General features: G+C 71.0%; 21 protein-coding genes and 3 pseudogenes. 15 read left to right on the forward strand and 9 right to left on the reverse strand.

All coding sequences use genetic code 11. The features are described 5' to 3' along the window. Window positions 1-142: 142 nt before the first annotated feature. The gene (locus tag A4E84_RS23175) at window positions 143-1,336 is read left to right on the forward strand and encodes an RtcB family protein (RefSeq protein ID WP_062928426.1); all 1,194 of its coding nucleotides are present in this window, start codon (window positions 143-145) and stop codon (window positions 1,334-1,336) included. 11 nt (window positions 1,337-1,347) lie between these two features. Here A4E84_RS23175 and A4E84_RS23180 read toward each other — a convergent pair whose 3' ends face one another. Next, complete coding sequence (locus A4E84_RS23180; protein WP_062928427.1) at window positions 1,348-2,124, reverse strand: SDR family NAD(P)-dependent oxidoreductase; 777 nt, start codon at window positions 2,122-2,124, stop codon at window positions 1,348-1,350. Between the two features lie 125 nt (window positions 2,125-2,249). Here A4E84_RS23180 and A4E84_RS23185 point away from each other — a divergent pair, with 125 nt between their 5' ends. After that, complete coding sequence (locus tag A4E84_RS23185) at window positions 2,250-2,684, forward strand: ester cyclase (protein WP_062931568.1); 435 nt, start codon at window positions 2,250-2,252, stop codon at window positions 2,682-2,684. A gap of 15 nt (window positions 2,685-2,699) precedes the next feature. On the opposite strand, the gene A4E84_RS23190 is transcribed toward A4E84_RS23185, so the two are convergent. Together A4E84_RS23190 and A4E84_RS23195 are read right to left on the reverse strand one after the other, a co-directional pair. Further along, a complete protein-coding gene (locus A4E84_RS23190; protein ID WP_062928428.1) occupies window positions 2,700-3,035 on the reverse strand; it encodes a YnfA family protein in 336 nt (111 codons plus the stop codon). A gap of 47 nt (window positions 3,036-3,082) precedes the next feature. Further along, entirely contained in the window at window positions 3,083-3,490 is a 408-nt protein-coding gene (locus A4E84_RS23195; protein WP_062928429.1) for a winged helix-turn-helix transcriptional regulator, read from the reverse strand. A 125-nt stretch (window positions 3,491-3,615) separates the two neighbouring features. On the opposite strand from A4E84_RS23195, the gene A4E84_RS23200 reads away from it, so the two are divergent. The 4 genes from A4E84_RS23200 to A4E84_RS23215 all read left to right on the forward strand — a co-directional run bounded on the left by A4E84_RS23200 (window position 3,616) and on the right by A4E84_RS23215 (window position 8,070). Beyond that, window positions 3,616-4,509: an NADP-dependent oxidoreductase gene (locus A4E84_RS23200; RefSeq protein ID WP_062928430.1), complete on the forward strand. Its 894-nt coding sequence runs from the start codon at window positions 3,616-3,618 to the stop codon at window positions 4,507-4,509. 214 nt (window positions 4,510-4,723) lie between these two features. Continuing rightward, on the forward strand, window positions 4,724-5,800 hold the full coding sequence (locus tag A4E84_RS23205; protein WP_062928431.1) for an LLM class flavin-dependent oxidoreductase: 1,077 nt from the start codon (window positions 4,724-4,726) through the stop codon (window positions 5,798-5,800). Between the two features lie 116 nt (window positions 5,801-5,916). Next, window positions 5,917-6,636 (forward strand): response regulator transcription factor, encoded by a 720-nt coding sequence (locus tag A4E84_RS23210; RefSeq protein ID WP_079129083.1) that lies wholly within the window; start codon window positions 5,917-5,919, stop codon window positions 6,634-6,636. Continuing rightward, complete coding sequence (locus A4E84_RS23215; RefSeq protein ID WP_062928433.1) at window positions 6,637-8,070, forward strand: sensor histidine kinase; 1,434 nt, start codon at window positions 6,637-6,639, stop codon at window positions 8,068-8,070. A gap of 50 nt (window positions 8,071-8,120) precedes the next feature. Here A4E84_RS23215 and A4E84_RS41105 read toward each other — a convergent pair. Then, window positions 8,121-8,995, reverse strand: a pseudogene (locus tag A4E84_RS41105) (hypothetical protein); the annotation flags it as partial. Between the two features lie 122 nt (window positions 8,996-9,117). On the opposite strand from A4E84_RS41105, the gene A4E84_RS23225 reads away from it, so the two are divergent. Then, a complete protein-coding gene (locus A4E84_RS23225) occupies window positions 9,118-9,477 on the forward strand; it encodes a hypothetical protein (protein WP_062928434.1) in 360 nt (119 codons plus the stop codon). Window positions 9,478-9,671: 194 nt separating this feature from the next. On the opposite strand, the gene A4E84_RS23230 is transcribed toward A4E84_RS23225, so the two are convergent. Both A4E84_RS23230 and A4E84_RS23235 read right to left on the reverse strand, forming a co-directional pair. Next, window positions 9,672-9,860, reverse strand: coding sequence for a hypothetical protein (locus A4E84_RS23230; RefSeq protein WP_062928435.1), 189 nt, complete (start codon window positions 9,858-9,860; stop codon window positions 9,672-9,674). A 164-nt stretch (window positions 9,861-10,024) separates the two neighbouring features. Next, window positions 10,025-11,611 (reverse strand): MFS transporter, encoded by a 1,587-nt coding sequence (locus A4E84_RS23235; RefSeq protein WP_237304984.1) that lies wholly within the window; start codon window positions 11,609-11,611, stop codon window positions 10,025-10,027. 238 nt (window positions 11,612-11,849) lie between these two features. Here A4E84_RS23235 and A4E84_RS23240 point away from each other — a divergent pair, with 238 nt between their 5' ends. Further along, entirely contained in the window at window positions 11,850-12,899 is a 1,050-nt protein-coding gene (locus tag A4E84_RS23240; protein WP_062928437.1) for a helix-turn-helix transcriptional regulator, read from the forward strand. Window positions 12,900-12,962: 63 nt separating this feature from the next. Here the strand turns inward: A4E84_RS23240 and A4E84_RS23245 are convergent. Next, a pseudogene (locus tag A4E84_RS23245) lies at window positions 12,963-13,351 on the reverse strand (GDP-mannose 4,6-dehydratase); the annotation flags it as partial. A 220-nt stretch (window positions 13,352-13,571) separates the two neighbouring features. Between A4E84_RS23245 and A4E84_RS23250 the strand changes: the two are divergent. Both A4E84_RS23250 and A4E84_RS23255 read left to right on the forward strand, forming a co-directional pair. Continuing rightward, window positions 13,572-14,267 carry a response regulator gene (locus A4E84_RS23250; RefSeq protein ID WP_062928438.1) on the forward strand — a complete coding sequence of 232 codons (696 nt, stop codon included), beginning with the start codon at window positions 13,572-13,574 and terminating at the stop codon, window positions 14,265-14,267. Next, window positions 14,264-15,394: a sensor histidine kinase gene (locus A4E84_RS23255; RefSeq protein WP_062928439.1), complete on the forward strand. Its 1,131-nt coding sequence runs from the start codon at window positions 14,264-14,266 to the stop codon at window positions 15,392-15,394. The genes A4E84_RS23250 and A4E84_RS23255 overlap by 4 nt, the downstream gene beginning before the upstream one ends. A 9-nt stretch (window positions 15,395-15,403) precedes the next feature. Here A4E84_RS23255 and A4E84_RS23260 read toward each other — a convergent pair whose 3' ends face one another. After that, window positions 15,404-17,191: an ABC transporter ATP-binding protein gene (locus A4E84_RS23260; RefSeq protein WP_062928440.1), complete on the reverse strand. Its 1,788-nt coding sequence runs from the start codon at window positions 17,189-17,191 to the stop codon at window positions 15,404-15,406. A gap of 457 nt (window positions 17,192-17,648) precedes the next feature. Here A4E84_RS23260 and A4E84_RS23265 point away from each other — a divergent pair, with 457 nt between their 5' ends. Then, entirely contained in the window at window positions 17,649-18,914 is a 1,266-nt protein-coding gene (locus A4E84_RS23265) for a DUF418 domain-containing protein (protein WP_174569453.1), read from the forward strand. Between the two features lie 256 nt (window positions 18,915-19,170). Next, window positions 19,171-19,456 (forward strand): annotated as a pseudogene (locus A4E84_RS44685) (site-specific integrase); the annotation flags it as partial. Between the two features lie 67 nt (window positions 19,457-19,523). Here A4E84_RS44685 and A4E84_RS23270 read toward each other — a convergent pair. After that, on the reverse strand, window positions 19,524-19,961 hold the full coding sequence (locus A4E84_RS23270; RefSeq protein WP_003974483.1) for a hypothetical protein: 438 nt from the start codon (window positions 19,959-19,961) through the stop codon (window positions 19,524-19,526). A 510-nt stretch (window positions 19,962-20,471) separates the two neighbouring features. On the opposite strand from A4E84_RS23270, the gene hemL reads away from it, so the two are divergent. The 3 genes from hemL to A4E84_RS23290 all read left to right on the forward strand — a co-directional run bounded on the left by hemL (window position 20,472) and on the right by A4E84_RS23290 (window position 24,531). Beyond that, entirely contained in the window at window positions 20,472-21,788 is a 1,317-nt protein-coding gene (gene hemL, locus A4E84_RS23280) for a glutamate-1-semialdehyde 2,1-aminomutase (protein ID WP_062928443.1), read from the forward strand. Further along, a complete protein-coding gene (locus A4E84_RS23285) occupies window positions 21,785-22,486 on the forward strand; it encodes a histidine phosphatase family protein (RefSeq protein ID WP_062928444.1) in 702 nt (233 codons plus the stop codon). The genes hemL and A4E84_RS23285 overlap by 4 nt, the downstream gene beginning before the upstream one ends. 752 nt (window positions 22,487-23,238) lie before the next feature. Beyond that, the gene (locus A4E84_RS23290; RefSeq protein WP_062928445.1) at window positions 23,239-24,531 is read left to right on the forward strand and encodes a polysaccharide deacetylase family protein; all 1,293 of its coding nucleotides are present in this window, start codon (window positions 23,239-23,241) and stop codon (window positions 24,529-24,531) included. Window positions 24,532-24,539: the final 8 nt, after the last annotated feature.

The raw sequence follows: 24,539 nt of genomic DNA on the forward strand, positions 1-24,539 counted from the left end.
CTTGCCGCCGTACGGCGGGCGATGAACACAATGTGTATCGCACGCACTGCCGTGAACGCCGGTCCGATTTCCCTTTCGTCGACCTTGGCTCCGGTATTTGCTGTTGATGACTTCTGTTCAGTTACGGGGGATTGAGGGCGTTATGTCGTATGTAGAGATACCGGGTGCGAAGGTACCGATCCGGATGTGGGCCGACCCGGCCTCGGTCGAGGGCTCGGCGCTCCAGCAGCTCCAGAACGTCGCCACGCTGCCGTGGATCAAGGGCCTGGCGGTCATGCCCGACGTGCACTACGGCAAGGGCGCGACGGTCGGCTCGGTCATCGCGATGCGGGGTGCGGTGTGCCCGGCGGCGGTGGGCGTCGACATCGGCTGCGGAATGTCGGCGGTGCGGACGTCCCTGACGGCGAACGACCTGCCCGGCGACCTGTCCCGGCTGCGGTCGCGGATCGAGCAGGTGATTCCGGTGGGGCGGGGGATGCATGACGAACCCGTGGACCCGGGGCGGTTCCACGGGCTGGCCACGGCGGGGTGGGACGGGTTCTGGGAGCGGTTCGACGGAGTCGCCGAAGCGGTCAAGTTCCGTCAGGAACGTGCCACCAAGCAGATGGGAACGCTCGGAGGCGGAAACCACTTTGTTGAAGTGTGCACGGACACGACCGGTTCTGTCTGGCTGATGCTGCACTCCGGTTCCCGGAACATCGGCAAGGAACTGGCCGAGCACCACATCGGCGTGGCCCAGAAGCTCCCGCACAACCAGGGTCTGGTCGACCGCGACCTCGCGGTCTTCGTCGCGGACACCCCGCAGATGGCGGCCTACCGCAACGACCTGTTCTGGGCGCAGGAGTACGCGAAGCACAACCGCTCGATCATGATGGCGCTCCTGAAGGACGTGGTCCGCAAGGAGTTCAAGAAGGCCAAGCCCACCTTCGAGCCGGAGATCAGCGCGCACCACAACTACGTGGCCGAGGAGCGCTATGACGGGATGGACCTGCTCGTGACCCGCAAGGGCGCGATCCGGGCCGGCTCCGGCGACTACGGGATCATCCCCGGCTCCATGGGCACGGGTTCGTACATCGTGAAGGGCCTCGGCAACGCCAAGTCCTTCAACTCGGCCTCGCACGGCGCGGGCCGGCGCATGAGCCGCAACGCGGCCAAGCGCCGGTTCACCACGAAGGACCTGGAGGAGCAGACGCAGGGTGTGGAGTGCCGCAAGGACTCCGGTGTCGTTGACGAGATCCCCGGCGCGTACAAGCCGATCGAGCAGGTCATCGACCAGCAGCGGGACCTTGTTGAGGTCGTGGCGAAGCTGAAGCAGGTCGTCTGCGTGAAGGGCTGACCCGCCCGGTCCTACGCCTCCCGGTGCACCTTCGTGTTGGACGCCTGGGCGCGGGGGCGCAGGACCAGGAGGTCGACGTTGACGTGGGCGGGGCGGGTGACCGCCCACGTGATCGTCTCGGCGACGTCGTCGGCCGTGAGGGGTTCGGCGACGCCCTGGTAGACCTTCTCCGCCTTCTCCTTGTCGCCGGAGAAGCGGGTCAGGGCGAACTCGTCCGTCTTGACCATGCCAGGGGCGATCTCGATGACGCGGACCGGCTGTCCGACGATCTCCAGGCGGAGGGTCTCGGCGAGGACGTGGGCGCCGTGCTTGGCGGCGACGTATCCACCGCCGCCCTCGTAGGTGCCGTGGCCGGCGGTGGAGGAGACGACCACGACCGTGCCGTCGCCGCTCGCGATCAGCTTGGGCAGCAGGGCCTGGGTGAGATTGAGGGTGCCGATGACGTTCGTCTCGTACATCTGGCGCCAGTCGGCCGGGTCGCCGGTCGCGACGGGGTCGGCGCCGAGTGCACCGCCCGCGTTGTTGACCAGCACGCCGATCGTCTTGAACGCCGTGGCGAACTCGTCGACGGCGGCGCGGTCGGTGACGTCGAGGGCGTACGCCGTGGCCTGGTGGCCGGCCTGGGTGATCTCCTCGGCCAGGGCCTCGATGCGGTCCTTGCGGCGTGCGGTGAGGACGACGCGGTAGCCCGCCGCGGCGAGCTGCCGGGCCGTGGCGGCGCCGATCCCGCTGCTCGCACCCGTGACGACGGCGATGCGGGAGGCTGCGGGCGGGGCTGCGGTGGCCATGGGTGCTCCTCGGGTCCTCGGGCGTGCGGCGGCCCGGCGTGCGCGTCGGGCCCGCGGCCAGGATAGGCGGGCCCCGCGGTGGGAGAATGGGGCTGGGTGGTCCCCTGATTCTCCTGGAGGCGATCATGGGCGAGGCACGTGAGGTCATGGACCGGCTCACGGACGCGGTCACCGCACACACCGATCTGAAGGTCGTCGGCGAGCTCTACGCCGAGGACGCGGTCGCCTTCACGCCCGACGAGGGCGAGTTGCGCGGGCGCGACAGCATCGTCGAGTACTGGCGGACGATGACGGAGGCGGTTCCCGGCGCGACGTTCGAGGTGCTGCACTCCTACGAGGCCGGTGACACGGCCATCGACGAGGGGATCTACCGCGGCCGCAACACCGGGCCGCTGGAGCTGCCCAACGGCGAGACGCTGCCGCCGACGCAGAAGGAGGTCCGGATCCGCGGGGTGGACATCGCCACCGTGAAGGACGGACGGATCGTCGACTACCGGCTGTACTTCGACGAGATGGACTTCCTCGGGCAGTTGGGACTGCTGCCCGACGAGCCGTTCTGAGGTTCCCGGGGCCGGTCAGTTTCCCCGCGGGGCGTACATGATGACCGCCATGCCCGCGAGGCAGACCAGCGCGCCCGTGATGTCCCAGCGGTCGGGGCGGTAGCCGTCCGCGACCACGCCCCACAGGATGGAACCGGCGACGAAGATCCCGCCGTACGCGGCGAGGACGCGGCCGAAGTGGGCGTCGGGCTGGAACGTCGCGACGAAGCCGTAGGCGCCGAGCGCGAGGACGCCGCCGACCGCCCAGAGCCAGCCCTTGTGCTCGCGCACGCCCTGCCAGACCAGCCAGGCGCCGCCGATCTCCAGCAGGGCGGCGAGCACGAAGAGGGCGGCGGAGCGCAGGACGAACATGGCGGTCAGCTTCGCACGCCCGGCAGGCCCTGGTCGTGCCGCCCGTGTCAGTCGCCCGGGTTCTCGGCGTCGTAGCGCTCGCGGGCGTCCTTGACCTCGTCGAAGTGGTTCTCCGCCCAGTCCTTCACGGCGGTCAGCAGCAGGGCCAGATTGTGGCCCAGAGGCGTGAGTTCGTAGTCGACGCGGACCGGGACGGACGGGGTGACGGTGCGGGTGAGGAGGCCGTCGCGCTCCAGTGAGCGCAGGGTCTGGGTGAGCATCTTGGGGCTGACGCCGGCGATCTTGCGGCCGAGGTCGCTGTAGCGCAGGGGGCCCGGGGCGAGTGCGGACACGACGAGGCTGACCCACTTGTCGCTGATGCGGTCCAGGAGCTGGTTGGTGGGGCAGCTCTTCAGGAACGCGTCGTACTCGATGCGGGCCTGCTCGCGCCGCTGGGCCGCCGTCATGGTGGCCATGGCTCACCTCCGGGGTATGTACGCACTCGCAGGTAACTACTTACCGATAGATAGTAACTCTTCCTAGGGTTGTGCGCAGTGGCCGGGAGGACGTCCCGGATACCGACGATCCAGGGAGCTTTGCTGTGCGTGCTGTAGTGGTGAACTCGTTCGGTGGGCCGGAGGCCGTGGAGGTCGTGGAGACCGAGGTGCCTCAGCCGGGTGTGCGTCAGGTGCGGATCAAGGTCGCGGCGGCCTCGCTGAATCCGGTGGACGCGGAGGTCCGGGCCGGTGTCTTCGGGGGTGCGGGGGAGCGGATCGGGCTCGGCTGGGACGTCGCCGGGACGGTGGACGCGGTGGGTGCGGCCGGTGCGTGGAGCGTCGGGGACGAGGTGGTCGCGCTCCACTACGGCGTGGTCAAGCCGCTGGGCACGCATGCCGAGTACGTCGTCGTGGACGCGGACGCGGTGGCCCCGGCGCCCGCCACGGTGGACGCCGTTCACGCGGCGACCCTGCCGTTGAACGCGCTGACCGCCGCGCAGGCCCTGGACCGGCTGGAGCTGACGCCGGGCCGGTCGTCGCTGCTGGTGACGGGCGCGGCCGGTGCGGTCGGCGGCTACGCGGTCCGACTGGCCGCGTACCGGGGGATAGCGGTGACCGGGCTGGCGCGGGAGGGGGACGAGGCGTTCGTGCAGTCCCTGGGGGCCCGGCACGTCACGAGCGGCGGGGTCGCGGACCGGGACTTCGACGCGGTGCTGGACGCCGCCGTCCTCGGCGAGCCGGCCCTGGCGTGGGTGCGGGACGGGGGCCGGTACATCGGCGTCATCCCGCACGCCGAGCCCGCCTCCGCGCGGGGCGTGGCGACCGGTGCGGTCGAGGTGAGCGCCGACGGGACCCGGCTCGCGGAGCTGGTGCGGCTGCTGGACGAGGGGGTGCTGGCGACGCGAGTGGCCGAGACGTACGCCCTGGAGGATGCGGCGAAGGCGCACGCCCGGCTGGGCGAGGGGGGAGTGCGAGGGCGGCTGGTGCTCGTGCCCTGACGGTGCGCGGCCGTCGCGGTGGATGCACGGCATGCGCCCCGGCGCAGACCGTCCATCCACCGACCTGCGCCCCGGGTACCCGGGCCTCGCGCCCGGCCCGGGTGCCCGCGGTGTACGCCATGACCAGGGCCCCGATTGAGGGGGGAATAGCTCGACGGGGCCCACCGTTCCCCGGGTATGGTTGAACCGTAAACAACCTGGAGGGTGAGCGACCATGCAGTTCGGGATCTTCAGCGTCGGAGACGTCACGCCCGACCCCACGACCGGCCGGACGCCCACGGAGCGCGAGCGGATCAAGGCCATGGTCGCCATCGCGCTGAAGGCCGAGGAGGTGGGGCTCGACGTCTTCGCGACCGGCGAGCACCACAACCCGCCCTTCGTGCCCTCGTCCCCGACCACGATGCTCGGTTACGTCGCGGCCCGCACCGAGCGGCTGATCCTCTCCACGGCCACGACCCTGATCACCACCAACGACCCGGTGAAGATCGCCGAGGACTTCGCGATGCTCCAGCACCTGGCCGACGGCCGGGTGGACCTCATGCTGGGGCGCGGGAACACCGGCCCGGTCTACCCCTGGTTCGGGCAGGACATCCGGCAGGGCATCAACCTCGCCGTCGAGAACTACGCCCTGCTGCACCGCCTGTGGCGCGAGGACGTCGTCGACTGGGAGGGGAAGTTCCGCACGCCCCTGCAGGGCTTCACGGCCACGCCCCGCCCGCTGGACGGCGTACCGCCCTTCGTCTGGCACGGCTCGATCCGCTCCCCGGAGATCGCCGAGCAGGCCGCGTACTACGGCGACGGCTTCTTCCACAACAACATCTTCTGGCCCGCCGACCACACCCAGCGCATGGTCGAGCTGTACCGGACGCGGTACGCCCACTACGGCCACGGCACCCCCGAGCAGGCGATCGTCGGGCTCGGCGGACACGTCTTCATGCGGAAGAACGCGCAGGACGCGGTGCGCGAGTTCCGGCCCTACTTCGACGTCGCCCCGGTGTACGGGCACGGGCCGTCGCTGGAGGACTTCATGGACCAGACGCCGCTGACGGTCGGCTCCCCGCAGCAGGTCATCGAGAAGACGCTGGCCTTCCGGGAGTACGCCGGCGACTACCAGCGCCAGCTGTTCCTGGTCGACCACGCCGGGCTGCCGCTGAAGACCGTGCTGGAGCAGATCGACCTGCTGGGCGAGGAGGTCGTGCCGGTGCTGCGCAAGGAGTTCGCCGTGGACCGCCCGGCGGACGTGCCCGACGCCCCCACGCACGCGGCCCGGCTCGCCCGGGACCGGGGGTGAGGGGACGGTAGGGCCCGGCTTCACGGTTGCCCGACCCTGGTGAGAGGGCAGTAAGAAGGGCGCTCCGGCGCAGCACATCAGGTTCCGGGAACCCCCGGGCTTGGCACACTGGACGCGTGCCCCAAACAGTGCTGCTCGCCGAAGACGACCGCGCCATCCGCCATGCCCTGGAGCGGGCCCTGACCCTGGAGGGCTACCAGGTCATGGCGGTCGCCGACGGGGTCGAGGCGCTGGCGCAGGCCCACCGCAACCGTCCGGACGTGCTCGTCCTGGACGTGATGATGCCCGGCATCGACGGACTCCAGGTATGCCGGGTGCTGCGCGCCGAGGGCGACCGGACGCCCGTGCTGATGCTGACGGCCCTCGTGGAGACCGCCGACCGGATCGCCGGCCTGGACGCGGGCGCCGACGACTACGTGGTGAAGCCCTTCGACGTGGAGGAGGTCTTCGCCCGGCTGCGCGCCCTGCTGCGCCGCACCAGCCCGGTGGGCGCCGGGAGCGCACCGGCGGCCGAGGCGCCCAGGCCGCTCCCGGAGCGGTTCATCGACGCCGCCGGCATCCGCATGGACCCGCAGGCGCGCCGGGCCTGGCGCGGCGTGCGCGAGCTGGAGCTGACCCGCACCGAGTTCGAGCTGCTGGAACTGCTGGTGCGCAACGCGGGCATCGTCCTCGACCACTCGACGATCTACGACCGCATCTGGGGCTACGACTTCGGGCCCGGCTCGAAGAACCTCGCCGTCTACGTCGGCTACCTGCGCCGCAAGCTCGACGAGCCGGACGCGCCGCAGCTGATCCACACGGTCCGGGGCGTGGGTTACGTGCTGCGGGAGGACTGAGTGGGCCGCCTGCGCCGGCTGCCGGTCGGGCGGCGGCCGAAGCTCGTCTCGCTGCGCACCACCTTCGCGGTGTCCTTCGCGGCGGTGACGGCGGCCGTGACGATCCTGGTCGGCATCCTGTCGTACAGCGCCGCCGCGCGGCTGGTGCGGGTGGACCAGCAGACGGTGTTCGACGAGGTCGTGCAGGACCTGCGCGACGAGGTGCGGCAGAACCGCATGACGCCCGGCGACTTCTCGTCCGCCGCGCCCGGCCACGACCTGGTACGGCCCGCCCGCACCGACGTGCAGGTGCTCGGCCCGGACGGACACGTCGTCGACCGGGGCAGCCCGGGGCTGCCGGTCACCGGCACCGACGTGCGGATCGCCGCCGCGGACTCGTCCGGGGAGGTGGCCGAGCACAAGGACGTCGACGTGGGCGACGACGTCTACCGCGTCGCCACCGTCTCCCTGGGCGACGGCCGGGGCGCGATGCAGGTCGCCCAGGAGTTCAGCGACGTCGAGGACCTGCTGCGGGTGCTCCAGCAGCGGACGCTGCTGCTGGTGGCGGCCGTGGTGGTCGGCGCCGGGCTGTTCGGCTGGTGGCTGGCCCGGCGGATCACGCGCCGTCTGGTCGTGCTGACCGACGCCGCCGAGGACGTCGCCCGCACCCGCCGCCTGGGCATCCAGGTCCCCGTGGCCGGACACGACGAGGTGGGCCGCCTCGGCCGGGCCTTCGACCGCATGCTGGGCCGGCTCGCCCAGTCCGAGGAGGACCAGCGCCGCCTGGTCCAGGACGCGGGCCACGAACTGCGCACGCCGCTCACCTCGCTGCGTACGAACATCTCCCTGCTGCGCCGGATCGGCGAACTCCCGCCGGAGGCCCGCGAGGAACTGGTCACCGACCTCGGCCAGGAGGCCCGGGAGCTGACCGACCTGGTCAACGAACTGGTGGACCTCGCGGCCGGGCAGTCCGACACCGAGCCGCCGCGGCGGGTGGACGTCGCGGACATCGCCGAGGAGGTGGCGGGGGTGGCCCGGCGCCGCAGCGGCCGCGAGATCCTGCTGCGCGCCAGCGGTGACACCACGACCGACGGGCGGCCCGGGATGCTGACCCGGGCGCTGTCCAACCTCGTCGAGAACGCGGTGAAGTTCGACCAGGGCGGCCGGGCCCCCATCGAGATCGTCGTCTCGGGGCCCGCCCGCCCCGGCACCATCCGGGTCGAGGTCCTCGACCGCGGGCCGGGCATCGCCGCCGGCGACCTCACCCGCGTCTTCGACCGCTTCTACCGGGCCGCCGACGCCCGCTCCCTGCCGGGCTCCGGCCTGGGCCTGTCCATCGTCCGCGAGGTGGCCCTCGCCCACGGCGGGGCGCCGTTCGCGTTCCGCCGGGACGGGGGCGGGACGGTCACCGGGTTCACGGTGGGTGGGCGGCCGGCGGCGAACGACGTGGGGTGAGGAGCAAGCGACCAGCCGGGCCGCCACCGCCGCCGCGAGCCGATCCGTCGGTCCCGAAGGGAGTAGAACCGCAGCGGGGAGCCGGGCCGGAACCCGATCCGCGGGTACACCGGCGCGCCGGCGGCGGTCGCGTGCACCGTGGCCCGGGTCAGACCGGTCGCCCGGGCACCCTCGCTTCTCCGCCAGGAGTCGCTCCAAGCCCGTCAGGCACTGACGCGGCTTGTCGCGGTAGCGCCGGCGAGCAGCCGGCCGTACAGCGCCTTGCGGGTCACGGCCTCCCCGTGCCCCCGCCGCTCCCCTGCCGGATCGGCGGCGACGAGCACGACGAAGAGCCGCCCGTCCGCCTCGACCGTGGCGGCGCAGGTCACGGGGCCCCGTCCCGCAGCCCCGGGGTACGCGAACACCCCGCTCTTCCACCAAGAGGACCCGGCAAGCCCGTCCCGCCCGTCCTCCAGAGGGAACCGTAGGCGTGCCCGTTGATGTCCGCGTACGCCCGCAGCAGGTCGTCGTCGTCCACGCGCACGAAGGTCAGCTCGGGGTGGACGGGCCCGGGAACCGGCAGCAGGTCTCCCGCCATGCCCGTGCCGGGAAAGGCGTACCGCAGGCCCGCCTGTTCGGCGGCCGCTCCGAGCGCGGCACGCGCCCCCTCGTCGAGCAGGTCCTCCAAGACTCACAGGAACCCGGCGTGGGACTTCGACCGCATGATCCCGGCGGCCTCGTTCAGCCGGTCGTTCAGCAGCCCGGCGCCGGCCCCGACGTCCGTCAGGGTCACGCAGTTCCAGAAGGCGAACCGGCAGTCGGCCCACCGTACGGCGATGCCCGGCAGGTCGCGCACATCGGCCCGCGGGTCCCGGTCGAGCACCATGGCCCGCCGGACCGTGGCGAGTTGCTCCACCGACTCGACGGATTCCGCGAGATCACGCACGAGCGCCCCCTCAGGTCACCGACTCTGCCGCCGCACTCGTCCTGCCCGTCACGCCCCCGGCCGACCCCTGTTTCGACACCACCTGAGGCGCCGCGACGGGCGAGTGCATAAAATCCACTCCCATGGCGAAGCCTGACGAGCTGATCGTTGACATCGCTGCCCGTGTGGAGTCCGGGCAGAGCAACCAGATGTCCTTGACCGTGGTTGCCGGTGGTGCTGTCATCACCGGCCGGCTGGCTCCGGAAGCCGTGTGGAGGCAGCGGGTGTCGGAGGTGCTGACCGGCTCCGCCCGGCTCGGCGAGTTCTCCACCGTCTTCGACACGCCCACGAAGGAGCACGGGCCACCCACGCATCTGCACTTCCATGTCGCCCGGATCCTTCAGGGCACGGTGGGGATTCCGGAGACGGGCGGGATGTACCGGGTCGCGATCGAGGACGTGAGCGCTTGGTCCGTGGGGGACTTCAGCTACTCGGATCACTGACCCGCCGTCTCCGTCGACAGCGGACCATCCATGCGGGAACAGTCGGTTCCCGCATGGATGTCCGGTGGCACATCGATCTCGCGGTTCAGGAGGACTTCTCCCGTCCCACCAGAGGAGGTGGTTCGACGGTCGTCCTGTCCAGCTCAAGGGCTCCCATCGGGCAGGACCTGATCAACCGCTCCAGGTACCGCACGTCACCGAACCCGTCGGCCGCCCCCGCCCGGACTGCGATCCGCTGAGAAGCGCTCCGCGGTGTCGCGCTCCAGTCCGAGCCGTACCGCCGGCTGGGCCGGCGTCAGTCCACCGGAGGCCAGGCCGTCGGCCACGCCCAGTTCCGCGAACGTGCTGACGACACCGGCGCACCAGCCTCCCATGATCCGCATGGGATGCTCCCGGGAATCAGCGCCTGAACTGCGCAGAGTGCTGCATGACGGAGCGAACGGGCCCCGTCGTGCAGCACTCTGCGGTGGGTGGAAGCGACGGCTGTGCGGAGTCGGGCTCGGCACAGTCCTGGTTGACCGAGGGCCTCCGGAAGTCCGGGCCGGCCCTAAGAGGCGGAGAACTTCCCGACGTTGACGTCGGAGTCCGAGGTCTCGCTGGAGTCTTGCTCTTCGCCCCACTGCTGGGCACCGGCCTTGGGCCGGGGGATGAGGAGGGTCGCCAGCATGCCGAGCACCAGCAGCGCGGCGCAGGTGTAGCCGTTGATCTGAATGGCGTGGGACATGGCGTCACGGGCAGCGTCGGCGACCGGTGCCGTCTGCGGGTTCTCACTCAGCCCGGAGATCATCGCGCCGGCGCTGTCGGAGACCGCCGACGACAGCTCGTTCGCCTCGGGCGCGGGCGTTCCCTGCTGGACGAGCCGATCCGACAGGTCGGAGTCCAATGCCGTGAAGAAGGTCGACGTCAGAACGGCGATGCCGAGGGCGGAACCGAGCTGACGTGCCGCGCTCTGGATTCCGGACCCCTGGCCGGCGTGCTGCGGCGGCACGTCCGCGAGGACGACGTTGGTGACCTGCGCGGTGGCGAAGCCGACTCCCATGCCGTACAGGAACAGGGCGATTCCGATGATCCACCACTGCGAGTCGCTGCTGGCCAGCAGACCGAACATCAGCAGACCGATGGCCTCGAGCACCAGGCCGATGCGCACCAGGCCGATCGGGCCGACCTTCTCGGCCATGCCGAAGCTCGCCCCACTCGCGAAGAAGCTGCCCACGGCGACGATGAAGACGATCAGCCCGGTCTGGAGCACCGAGTACCCCAGGGTGTACTGGAGCCACAGGGGCAGGACGGCGAGCATGCCGAACTCCGCCAGGGCGATGATCAGCGTCGCGATGTTGCCCGTGCTGAAGGACTTGATGCCGAACAACGAGGTGTCCATCAGCGGTGCCGTGCCGTCCGCCCGGGTCAACCGGAGCTGGAGCAGCAGGAACAGCGCCAGACTGGCCACGGCGACGACCAGAGCGACCGGGATGACGGACAGGTTCAGCGCGTCACCGAAGGGGCCGAAGTCCTTCTGCGGCTCCCACCACCCGTAGTTGCGCCCCTCGATCAGTGCGAAGGCGAGGAGCCCGAGGCCCAGCACCGACAGCACTCCGCCGACAGCGTCGATCTTGCCGGGCTGCCGGGGGGACTCGTCCAGGTACTTCATGACGCCCAGGACGATCAGCACCACGACGAAGATGTTGATGCCGAAGGCCCACCGCCAGGAGTACTCGGCGAGCCAGCCGCCCAGCAGCGGTCCGACCGCGGCTGCCGCACCGATCGTGGAGCCCCAGATAGCGAAGGCCTTGCCCCGGTCCGGGCCTCGGAAGGTCATGTTGAGCAGGGCGAGCGAGGTCGGCATGACGATCGCGCCGCCGACGCCCTGGGCGAACCGGCTGGCGATCAGGGTCTCCCCGGAGGGCGCCACGGCCGCGGCGATGCTCGCCAGCCCGAAGATCACGGTTCCGATCAGGAACAGCCGGCGTGCTCCCACGACGTCCGAGAGACGCCCCATCACCAACAACAGAGCGGCCAGAATGATCGCGTAGGACTCTTGGATCCACTGGGCGTCGAAGGCCGAGATCTCCAGGTCGTCGATGATCGGCGGCATCACCACGTTGACGATGGTGAAGTCCACGACCACCAGCGACACACCGAGAGAAACAGCCAGCAGGCCCAGCCAAGGGTCTCGGTTGGCTAAGGAAGACCGAGTTGGGTTGTCAGACAAGGTGTTGATCCATCCTGTGTGATGCAAGTGCCCGGTTCGGCCGCCGCCGAAGGGTGGGGTGCTCGGGCCGGCCGGAGACCCTTTGGACCCCGGCGCAAGGGCACTATGGCAGGAGAAGAGGACACATTCTGACCTCTACTCACACTGATCCGGAGGGCAATCCTTGATCGCCAACCGAACGCTGGAGCTCCTCAGCCTGCTTCAGACCAAGAAGGAGTGGACCGGTGAGGGGCTGGCCCAGCGGCTGGGCGTCTCCCCCCGAACCGTACGGCGCGACATCAACCGCCTCCGCGAGCTGGGCTACCCCGTCACGGCGACGAAAGGCCCGTCCGGCTACTACCGCTTGTCCCGCGGAGCGCGTCTTCCTCCGCTGATAGTCGACGACGAGCAGGCCCTCGCCATCGCGCTGTCCCTCCAGACCGCTCCGGCCTCGGTGACCGGCATGGGGGACGCCACCAAGCGCGCGCTGAACTCCATCAAGGAGCTGCTGCCACCTCATCTGGCCCATCGTCTTGCGACCTTCTCCATCGAGCACATCGAGAACGCGTGGGAACTCGCTCCGCCCCAGATCGATCCCGCACTCCTCGCGCAGCTCAGCACGGCAGCTCAGCAACGCGACCTCGTGAGGTTCTCCTACCGCTCCATCAACCACGACTCGATGGAGGACAGCGAGGTGCTGGCCGAACCCCACCGGCTGGTCGTCTGGTCGGGTCGCTGGTACCTGGTGGCCTACGACCAGCAGCGGTGCTCCTGGCATGCCTACCGGCTCGACCGCATCCGGTCTCTGGCCCCCACCGCGTGGCGCTTCGGCGAGCGTGAGGTTCCCGACGAGGACATCACCCGCTTCGTCCAGAGCCAGCCCGATCGGGGCGACACCCCCGACACCTGGCCGTGCTGGGGCACCGTCCTGATGGAGTGCCCCGCGACGCTGGTGGCGAAATGGGCTCCGGGGGCCGCCAGTTTCGAAGCGATCGACGACCGGATCACCCGGATCCAGATGGGGGCCTGGTCGTGGTCCGCGCTCCTCGGCTTCCTGATCACCTTCAGCTGCCGGTTCACCGTGGAAGGACCGCCCGAACTCGTCGAAGCGGCCCGGAGGGTGATGGGCCGCATCGACGTCGACATCCCCGGCCCGACGGACGCCCCGCGGGGTCAGCGGCAACCCCCGCTCGATCGCGGCCGTGTGAAGTCCGGTGACACGTCGGCCGGCTGACCGTGCCGGCGACTCGGTGGACGGGGTCCCTTCCGCGAGGCCCCCGTCCACCCCGGTGCCGGGTCAGAGTGCGGGGCCTGCCGGCTCGGCCCGCCGCAGCAGTGGCTCCCACCAGTCGCGGTTGTCGCGGTCCCAGGAGACGGTCTCGGCGAGGCCGGTGGCGAAATCCTTGCGCGGCCCGTATCCCAGTTCGCGGGTGATCTTGGTGTGGTCCAACGCGTAGCGCCGGTCGTGTCCCTTGCGGTCGGGGACGTACTCCACCGACTCCCAGCCGGCTCCGCACGCCTCCAGCAGCAGGGACACCAGCTCCTTGTCGGTGAGTTCGGTGCCACCACCGATGGTGTAGACCTCGCCGGGGCGACCCTTCGCGCGGACCAGTTCGATGCCCTGGACGTGGTCGTCGATGTGCAGCCAGTCGCGGACGTTGAGCCCGTCACCGTACAGCGCACCGTGCGCCCCTGCATGAGCCGGGTGATGTGCCCTCGGGGCACGTGCCGGGGCAGGCATTCATGCCCAGATTTCGCGCCTAGGGGGCCTTGACGAGCCGGCAGAAGGCTGTGATGTCCCTGCCGATCGGTGGGAGCTTCCCCGCCGTGTGGCTGGAGCCGGCGTCTGTCTGGCCGCCGGGCCTGTGCAGGGGCTTTAGGGTCGAGTCGGCATGGGCCGGACGGCATGGACGAGGGTGAGGCGGAGCGCGTGATCCGGGTAGTGGTGGTGGACGACGAGGCACTGGTCCGTTCCGGCTTCGAACTCATTCTGGGTGCGGCCGAGGACATCGAGGTCGTTGCGACCGCCGGCGGGGGCGGTGCCGTGGAGACCGTGCGCCGGGAGCGGCCCGACGTGGTCCTGCTGGACATCCGGATGCCGGACGTCGACGGGCTCACCGTCCTGCGCGAGCTGCGCGCGATGCCGGATCCGCCGGTGGTGGCGATGCTGACGACGTTCGACGCCGACGAGTACATCCTGACCGCGCTGCACTCCGGCGCTGCCGGTTTCCTCCTCAAGGACACCGAGCCGGAGCAGCTCGCCCACCTGGTGCGCACCCTTGCCGCGGGCGGCATCGTGCTGTCCCCCAAGGCGTCGCGGACACTGCTGCGGGGCCACCCCGGCAGCGGGGCGGCCGTCGACGAGGAGGCGGCCCGCGTCCGGCTGCTCACCGCCCGGGAGCGCGATGTCCTCGTTCTGGTGGCGGAGGGCCTGTCGAACGCGGACATCGGGGTGCGCATCCACTTGAGCCCCGGCACGGTCAAGGACCACGTCAGCGCGATCCTCACGAAGCTGCGGGTGGCGAGCCGGGTGCAGGCCGCGCTGCTGGCACAGCGGGCCGGGCTGCTCGACGAGCGCCCGCAGCCGCAGGCCGGACGATGAGCCGCGCCCCAGCTGCCTGGAAGCGGGTTCCCACTCTGGTCGTCGACGTCCTTCTGGTGGCGGTGGCGGCCGTGGACGTACGGCTGAACATGTGGGAGCACACGGGCCTCGGGGTCTCGCTGGCCGCGGTCGGTTGCGCCGCGTTGGCGTTCCGGCGCCGGTTCCCGCTCGCCGTGTTCCTGCTCACCCTGCCCATCGCGCTGATGCAGGAAGTCGCCGTAGCTGTGCTCGTGGCGCTGTTCACCCTGGCCGAGTGCTCCCGCAACCGCCGTCTCCTCGCGGTGTGCGTCGCCCTGGCCGCCGTCGCGGGCAGTACCCCGTGGCCCTTGGCCGAGGCCGACCGGACCATGACGCTGGTCTTCTTCGTGTACGGCCTGGCGACCTCTGCCGCCCCGGTCCTCTTCGGCCAGCTTCTCCAGGCACAACGGGACCTGGCGCGACGGCTGGAGGAGATCGAGGAGGCCAGGGAACACGAGCGGGCCCTGCACGCCCAGGCCGTGCTCGCCCGTGAACGCGCCCAGCTGGCCCGAGAGATGCACGACGTGGTCTCCCACCAGGTCAGCCTGATCGCCGTACGGGCCGGAGCCCTCCAGGTTGCCACCAAGGACGCGGACGCCAAGGAGGCCGCCCGCACGATCCGTTCGCTGAGCGTCACCACGCTCGACGAACTGCGCACCATGGTCACGCTGTTGCGCGCCTCCGGCGGTCGCGCCACCGAGCTGACGCCTCAGCCCACTCTCGCCGACCTGCACAAACTGGTGGAATCAAGCGGCACTCACGCGGAGCTGACCGGTGAGCTCCCGCCCGCCGTGGGCACCCCCGCCCAACGAGCCGTCTACCGCACGGTCCAGGAGGCGCTGACCAACGTACGCAAGCACGCCCCGGGCGCCGTGACCCGCGTCGAACTGTGGCAGGACGGCGACGACGTCGGAGTGACGGTCACCAACACCGCGCCCACCCGTCCCTCCCTGGCCCTGCCCGGTTCGCAGCAGGGCCTGATCGGCCTGCGGGAACGGGCCGACATCCTGCACGGGACCCTGGAGTCGGGCCCGACGGCCGAAGGCGGCTACCGGGTGCGGCTGCGGATCCCGCTCGGGGCGGGCCGACCGACCGGAACCTCCTGCTGATCTGGTGGGTCATCGCGCGGTGGCCAGGAGCTGGGTGGCTGCCAGCCGCGCGTACAGCCGGTCCTGGGTCGCCAGTTCCTCATGGGTGCCCACCGAGCGGACCCGGCCGGATTCCATGACGACGATCCGGTCGGCGCCGCTCACCGTCGACAGGCGGTGGGCCACCACCAGCACGGTGGTCTCACGGGCCACCTCCGTGACGACGTCCCGCACCGCGAGCTCGTTGACGGCGTCGAGCTGCGAGGTCGCCTCGTCCAGGAGCAGCAGCCGGGGCCCCCGCAGCAGGGCGCGGGCGATGGCGATGCGCTGCCGCTCGCCGCCCGACAGCTTCGAGCCGCGGTGTCCGACCGGGGTGTCCAGGCCGTGGGGCAGGCGCCCGACGAGGGTGTCGAGCTTCGTCCGGGCCAGGACGTCGCGGATGTCGTCGTCCGTCGCGCCGGGCGCGGCGAAGACCAGGTTCTCCCTGAGTGTGCCGGCCAGCACCGGGGCGTCCTGTTCCACGTACCCGATGGCGGACCGCAGCTCGGCCAGGGACCAGTCCCGCACGTCTTTTCCGTCGACCAGGATTCGGCCGCCGGTGGCCTCGTAGAACCGCTCGATGAGCGCGAACACCGTCGACTTGCCCGCGCCCGAGGGGCCGACGAAGGCCGTCATCCCGGTGCGCGGCACCTCGAAGCTCACCTGCCGATGGGTGTACGGCAGGTCCGGACGGTAGCGGAAGGACACGTCCTCGAAGCGGACCGACGCCGGACCCGACACCGTTGCCACCTGCCTGGGCAGGGTGCCCGTCCGGCGGCCGGTCGGCTCTGTCGACAGGTGTTCCACCTGCGCGATCCGGGAGATCGCGGCGGCCCCCTCCTGATAGTGGGACACGGCGTCGACCAGCTTGGACACCGGCTCGATCAGGTAGAAGAGGTACAGCAGGAAGGCGATGAGGGTGGACACGGGGATCTCCCCGGACGCAACCCGCGCCCCGCCGACCCCGAGCACCGCCAGGAACGCCAGCTGGACGGCGAGTTCGTCCGCCGAGCCCGCCACGGCTTCCCACTTCGCGCTCTTCACACCGTGCCGCCACGCCCGCCGCGCCGCCGCCTCCACCCGGGCGGTCTCCCGCTCCTCGGCACCGGACGCCTTCACCGTGCGGAACGCCCCGAGGGACCGCTCCAGCGCGACGGAGATCTCCCCGACCGCCTCCTGCGCCCGCTCGGTGGCGCGGGCGATGTGTGGCATCACCAGCGCGGCGGCCCCGCCGACCAGCACGACCACGCCGAGCGTCACACCCAGCAGTACGACGTCCAGGAACGCCATCATCACGATCGCCGCCACGAAGGCCACCGCGCCGGTGGCCGCGGAGACGACCGCCTGGGTGCTGACCGCCCGCAGCAACGTCGTGTCCGAGGTGACCCGGGACATCAGATCACCCGGCGGGACCCGCTCCCACTCCGCGATCCGCAACCGCAGCAACCGCCTCACCAGGGTGCGCCGCGCGGCCAGGACCACCGACTCCGCCGTCCGCTCCAGCACGTACGCGCCGAACGCCTCGACCGCCGTGCCCAGGAGGACCAGGACGGTGAGCGCGATCAGTATTCCGGTGATGGTCTCACCGGAGGCGAGCCGGTCCACCAGTGTCTTCGTGGCCAGCGGCTGCAGCAGCCCCCCGGCGGCCCCGACGAGGGCGCACAGCAGGCCGAGGGCGACGGCCCGCCGGTGCGGCCGGATGTACGCGTACAGCGCCTTGATCGTTTCTCGCGTGGACAGGGGAGTTTCATCCGTCGTCGGGGCGGATGCGGTGTTCACGACATTCCTTTCTTCTCAAGTGTGCCGGGCACCGCATCAGCGGTCCGGCGCACCGGGGCGTGAGCATGTGTCGGGTCGGTGGACGAGTCCGGCTGTGCTCCTGGCGAGGGTGTGCACCAGCGCTTCGGCTACCTCGGGGCGGACGAGAACTCGCCTCTGCCAGGGGTGGCGTCACGGTCCGTCACGTCGGCCGGTGATCCGAGGACGTCCTCGCGCTCGGTTGCGTCGCGCACGGTGTGCCATGCCTCCAGCCTGGAAGCCCGTCCGCCCCGCACCCATCCGGCAACCGTCGGGTCCACCCCCGCCGAGTGGCTGAAGAAGACAGCCGTCCGGTCGTACCGGACCGGCCGGGGACGGGGACTCCGCCGGTCGGCAGGGCGTTACCCGCCGATCGGCGGGGGACTCACCGAAGACCGCCGGATGGTCCGCCCCCTGACGTCCACGCGAAGTTCTCCGTATGACACAGACACAGCCGCCGCAGGAGACGTCAGCTCCGCAGGAGAACTCGCCTCCGCCGCCCCGAACCTCCCCCGAGTCCGCCGAGCCGGCCTCGCCCGGTGCCTCGATGGGGCGCCTCGTCGGGGTGGACCTGGCCCGCGCGCTGGCGGTGTTCGGCATGTACGTCGTGCACATCGGCCCCCCGCTGTCGGCCACGGACGGCGTCGCCAGCTGGATCCGGTACCTGGCGGACGGGCACTCGTCGGTCCTGTTCGCCACCCTCGCCGGGTTCTCACTGATGTTGCTCGCCGGCCGCCGCGAGCCCAAGACCGGCCTGGCCGGTCGGCAGGCGAAAGCCCGGATCGCGATCCGCGCCGTCGTCCTACTGGCGCTGGGCACCGTGATGGCGATGGAATACGGGGGAGTGATCATCCTCGGCTTCTACGGGGTCTACTTCCTGCTGGCCCTGCCCCTGGTGCGACTGCGCGCCAGGACCCTCGCGATCATCGCGGCCGCGTTCGCCCTCGTCACACCGCAGCTGGCCTTCGCCCTGACCTCGCTGCTGAGCGAGTCGGTCCAGCAGAGCATCAACGCCTCTGACCCGCTGCGCCGCCTCAGCGAGGTGGGAGTGCTCGATCTGCTGCTCACCGGCTTCTACCCGGCGCTCACGTGGATGTCGTTCGTGATCGCGGGCATGGCGCTGGGCCGCCTCGACCTGTCCTCCGGCACTGTCCAGCGCCGCCTGGCCGCGCTCGGTGCCACTCTCACCGTTTCCGCATACGGCATGTCCTTGCTGCTCGCCGGAAAGGACGCGTTGCGGAGCATGGCCGAAGACGGGTCGTCCGGCAGCTCGGGCTCACTGCCCCTCGACAGTGGATCGGTGTCCCTCGACAGCGGGTCGTTCCCCGAGCGGCCGGCGTCGATGCTCCTGACGGCCGGGCCGCACAGCGGCACCACGTTCGACATCATCGGCAGCGTCGGTGTCGCGATCCTCGTGATCGTCGGGGCGACGGTGGCGATGGACCGCCTGCCGCGACTGCGCCGCCTGGCCAAACCGGTCATCGCCGTGGGCACCATGTCCCTGACCGCCTACGTCGGCCACTTCCTCGCACAGTCCGCGCTGTCCGTGCCCGCCGGGACCAGCACCCAGCAGTCCTGGGTGCCGCTGCTCATGTTCATCCTCGGGGCGATCGGGTTCGCCGCGATCTGGTCCCGCTTCTTCCGCCGCGGCCCCCTGGAGTACCTGCTCAACGCCGCCACCAAGCCGGCGAAGCACATCAGATGAGACCCGACCGGGGTGGCCCACCTCCACCCCGGCCCGGACCGCTCATGGATCCAGCAAGCGGGCTCAATGCCCTGGATGCGCCCTGGCGGACCGGTTCACCAGAGGGCGCCCTGCTCTGCTGTCTTGCCGGCCCTTGGTGGGTTCATCGCCACTGACACCCGTGTCTTTGCGCTTGTGGAGCGGGGTTCGGTCGTCACAGTGCCTGCGTCCCGCATCTGGCGCACGAGGCTGATCACCTGCGTCGGGCGGTAGACCCTCTCCACACTCAGGGTTGCACGCCCTCCGGCATACCTACGCCTTCGTTCCTTGACTCGGGGGACAGCATCAGGGCGCTCTCCGAGCACCTCGGCGACTCGGACCGGGGCTCCACGCTTCGGACGTACACGCACCTGCTGCCGTCCAGTGAGACCCGCACTCGCAAGGCGATCGACGACGCCTTCACAGAAACCGAGGCGAAAAACGACGGCGACCCGCCCGCCGCCCAGGGCACATCAGCACCCCCAGCAAAACCAATGCGCCCTCGATGTGCCCTGGCCGCCTGACGGCCGTTCCCCGGCACGCAAAAGGGCGAGGCCCGAAGACCCCGCCCGATCCGCAAGAAACCCCAGCTCAGGGCCACACCAGGCAATAAGGCTGATGCCCCGCCTCATGCAACCGATGGCTGAAGTCCTGCCACTCGTGCAGCAGCTGGTAGACGTTGAACGCGTCGCGGGGGCCGCCGCGGTCCGGGACCGTCGACCAGATGAACGCCGCCGCGCCCACGGCCTCCTCGCCGATGCCGCGCAGGGGGTCGACGACCGTCATGGGGAGCTTGACCACCGCGTAGTCGGGGTGCAGGACGACCAGTTCCAGGGGCGGGACCTTGTGCAGGGGGACGCCCTCGATGCCCGTGAGGACCATGGCCGCCATCGTCTCCGGCTTGATCTTCGTGAACATGCCGTTCATGCCCAGCTCGTCGCCGCCGAGCTCCTCGGGACGCATCGAGATCGGGACGCGGGCCGCGGTCGCGCCGTCGGGCGCACCGAAGTACTTGTACGTCACCCCCACCCGACCACCATTCCCGCTGCTCCCGGCCCGAAGATCGTCGACCTGCCGTTCAGTACGTCCGACGGCCCGATCCGGTTCACTCGGTACACCCTGTGTCTGACGCGGTTCCTGAGCGTCCTCCGCCTCGCGCCGGTGCCTTCCCCGCCGGGCACGTCGAGGACCCAGGCCATCAGTCCCCTCGCCCAGTCCGCCACCGCGATGCATATCTCCACCCGACTGCTTTTCTAGGACGCGTCGCCCCCGCCGCGCAACCCGATCATCGTGTCAGTGACCTCCCCCACGGCCGCCCGCCGAAACGTACGTCGAAACATCTGGCCGCAGGATCTCCGCAGCCCCCGACCACCCCGGGGCGTTTGAGCTGTGGGTATCAGGGTCCAGTCTCGCAGACGCCGGGGGACCGGGGGGCGGGTTGTCCCACGCCCCGCCCACCCACGCCGCTGGCCTACCCTGAACAGGTCACTGGCACCCGGAGCCCGACAGCGTCGGAGAAGGTCGGAGAAGTCGCAGGTCATGAGTGAACTGGCATATCCGTACGAAGCACCGGCCTCGCAGGCTCTTTTCGACCGCGCGGCGGCCGTCACGCCCGGCGGCGTGAACTCACCGGTGCGGGCCTTCCGAGCCGTCGGCGGCACGCCGCGGTTCATGGTGTCCGGCACCGGCCCCTATCTGACCGACGCCGACGGCAGGGAGTACGTCGACCTCGTCTGTTCCTGGGGACCCATGATCCTCGGGCATTCCCACCCCGAGGTCATCGCCGCCGTGCAGGACGCCGTCTCCCGCGGCACGTCCTTCGGCACGCCCGGTGAGGGCGAGGTCGCGCTCGCCGAGGAGATGACCGCCCGGGTCGCGCCGCTGGAGCAGGTGCGGCTCGTGTCGAGCGGGACCGAGGCGACCATGTCCGCGATCCGGCTCGCGCGCGGGTTCACGCAGCGCACCAAGGTGATCAAGTTCGCCGGGTGCTACCACGGGCACGTCGACTCGCTGCTCGCCGCGGCCGGCAGCGGTGTCGCCACGTTCGCGCTGCCCGACACCCCGGGCGTCACCGGCGCCCAGGCCGGCGACACCATCGTCCTGCCCTACAACGACCTCGACGCCGTGCGCGAGGCCTTCCGGGCCCACCCGGGCGAGATCGCCTGCGTGATCACCGAGGCGTCCCCGGGCAACATGGGCGTCGTACCGCCCGCCGAGGGCTTCAACCAGGGCCTCAAGGACATCTGCTCCGAGAACGGCGCCCTCTACGTCTCCGACGAGGTCATGACCGGCTTCCGGACCAGCCGCGCCGGGTGGTTCGGGGTCGACGGCGTCGTCCCCGACCTGATGACCTTCGGCAAGGTCATGGGCGGCGGCTTCCCCGCGGCGGCCTTCGGCGGACGCGCGGACGTCATGGCCCACCTCGCCCCGGCGGGGCCCGTCTACCAGGCCGGCACCCTCTCCGGTAACCCCGTCGCCACCGCAGCCGGGCTCGCCCAGCTGCGGCTGCTCGACGACGCCGCGTACGCCAAGGTCGACGCCGTGTCGAAGGAGATCCAGGGGCTCGTCACCGAGGCCCTCACCAAGGAGGGCGTGGCGCACCGGCTGCAGACCGCCTCCAACATGTTCTCCGTGTTCTTCACCGACCGGCCCGTGCGGAACTACGAGGACGCCAAGGCGCAGGAGTCCTTCCGCTTCACCGCGTTCTTCCACTCGCTGCTGGCGAACGGCGTCTACCTGCCGCCGTCCTCCTTCGAGTCCTGGTTCGTGTCCACCGCGCACGACGAGCGGGCCGTGCAGCGCATCGCCGACGCCCTTCCGGCGGCGGCCCGGGCGGCGGCGGAGGCGACGGCATGAGCGACGTGACGGGCCTCGAGAGCGACAAGGACATCACCGTCGTCCACCTGATGCGGCACGGCGAGGTCGCCAACCCGGACGGCATCCTCTACGGCCGCCTCCCCGGCTACCACCTGTCCGACCTGGGCCGCCGCATGGCCGACCGGGTCGCGGAGCACCTCTCCGGACGCGATGTGACGCACGTCGTCGCCTCGCCGCTGGAGCGGGCGCAGGAGACGGCCGAGCCGATCGCGAAGGCGCACGGGCTGGGCCTGGCCACGGACGAGCGGCTGATCGAGGCCGACAACATCTTCCAGGGCAAGACGTTCGGCGTCGGGGACGGGGCGCTGCGCAACCCCGGCAACTGGAAGCACCTGGTCAACCCGTTCCGGCCGTCCTGGGGCGAGCCGTACGTGGACCAGGTCGTCCGCATGATGAGCGCGCTGAGCGCGGCGAAGGACAAGGCCCGCGGGCACGAGGCGGTCGTGGTCAGCCACCAGCTGCCCATCTGGATCGTCCGGTCCTACGTCGAACGCCGCCGCCTCTGGCACGACCCGCGCAGGCGCCAGTGCACGCTCGCCTCGCTGACGACCTTCACGTACCGGGGCGACCGGATCGTCTCCGTCGGCTACACCGAGCCCGCCCGCGACCTAGTCCCGGCCCACCTCCTCGCCGGCGCGAAGCCGGTGAAGGGCCAGGACAAGGCGTTCGGAGCGTAGGCACGCGGACGCGTGCGGGGTGTACGGACCAGCGGCCTGCCCGGGCGCCGGTCCGGCCCCCTGGCGGACGCGAAAACCTGCGGCCGTCCCCTGCCACCCGGGTGAGCGGCACCCCGCAGGGCACCCGGCAGAGCCCCGGGCTCGCGACCGGACGGCGGGCAACGGCCGGGAGCGGCCGGCGGGCGGTGGGCGATGCGTGGTCTTCGGCTTCGCGGTCGGCGGCGGGCAGCCGTGCGCGCTGCCGCGAGCGTGGCGGCGCGGGAACCGGCCCGCCCGGCCGGGGGCGCGTGTCCTGCGGGGCGGCCGGGGGCCTTGGCCCCCCTCTGGGTTCAGCCCGGCTCCGCGTGTGTGCTCGGCCGTGACCGGCCCGGTCCTGGCGCCCGGGCCGTCGAGGACCTGCGGTCGGGAGCGGAGGTTCGTGGTCGGCGGCGGGCAGTCGTGCGCGCTGCCGCGAGCGGGGCGGCGCTGGAAGCGGCCCGCCCGGCCGGGAGAAGTACGCCGGGGCCGGCGGCTCGCGCCCGAGCCTGAGCCGCCCGCCGGAGCCGGTCATCCCGGCCCCGATCGGGCGCGGGGCCCGGCTGTTCAGCCGGCCTCCGTGGGTGTTCGGCAGGGGCGCGTGAGCGCTCCGCGTTCGCCCCCTTCTGATCGCTTACGACTCCTTCGTTACGGAATCTGCGCAATTAAGCGGAACCTCCCCGTTCTCCACGTCCTCTGACTGGGTGACCAGCACGACGTGACGAATCGGGGATGCCATGCGCGCTCTCTCCCGCAGGGGAATGCTCGGACTCGGCGCGGGAGCCGCCGCCGCCGTCTCGCTCGCCGGATGCGGCGGGCTCACGGGCTCGGACGACTCCGGCCGTGCCGACGGTTCCGGCGGCGACTCCGTCCAGGGCGGATCGAAGCCGAAGCCCACCGCCCGCCCCATCGGCGACGGATCGACCAGCCGCACCGGCAAGCAGCCCCACCAGCCCGCCAAGCCCGAGCCGCTGGAGCCGGGGCAGACCCCGCCGCAGTTCGTCGTGTTCTCCTGGGACGGCGCCGGCGAGGTCGGCAACGGCCTCTTCCCGCGCTTCCTGGACCTCGCCAAGGAGCACGGCGCGAGCATGACCTTCTTCCTGTCCGGGCTGTACCTGCTGCCCGAGTCGAAGAAGCGTCTGTACAACCCGCCGAACAATCCGCGCGGCGCCTCCGACATCGGCTACCTCACCGACGAGCACGTCAAGGACACGCTGAAGAACGTCCGCCGGGCGTGGCTGGAGGGCCACGAGATCGGCACCCACTTCAACGGGCACTTCTGCGGCGAGTCCCACGGCTCGGTCAAGAACTGGACGCCCCGGCAGTGGCGCAGCGAGATCGACCAGGCGAAGTCCTTCGTCAAGGAGTGGCGCACCAACACCGGCTGGACCGACCTGCCGTCGCTGCCGTTCGACTACGACAAGGAACTCGTCGGCGGCCGTACGCCCTGCCTGCTCGGCCAGGACAACCTGCTGCCCACCGCCCGCGAGCTCGGCTGGCGCTACGACGCCTCCTCGCCCGGCGGCCTCCAGGTCTGGCCCGCCAAGCGCCAGGGCATCTGGGACCTGCCCCTCCAGCAGATACCTTTCCCCGGCCGCGGCTTCGAGGTCCTGTCGATGGACTACAACATGCTCGCCAACCAGTCCCTCAACTCCACCAAGGCCCCGGCCCACAACTACCCGGGCTGGCGGAAGCAGTCGGCGCAGGCGTACATCCAGGGATTCAAGCGGGCATACGAGACAAACCGGGCACCCTTCTTCATCGGCAACCACTTCGAGCAGTGGAACGGCGGCATCTACATGGACGCCGTCGAGGAGGCCTTCCAGTACATCGCCCGGGAGAAGGAGAAGGGCGCGGATGTGCGTCTCGTCTCCTTCCGGCAGTTCACCGACTGGCTGGACGTGCAGAAGCCCGAGGTGCTCGACAAGCTCCGCACCCTCGGGGTCGGGCAGCAGCCGACCGGAGGCTGGCGGGAGTTCACCGGCAAGGCCTCCACGCCCGGCGGAGACGCCTCGCCGAACGCCGCCTGAAATGCGGT

Source organism: Streptomyces qaidamensis (genome assembly GCF_001611795.1).
Lineage (GTDB): Bacteria > Actinomycetota > Actinomycetes > Streptomycetales > Streptomycetaceae > Streptomyces > Streptomyces qaidamensis.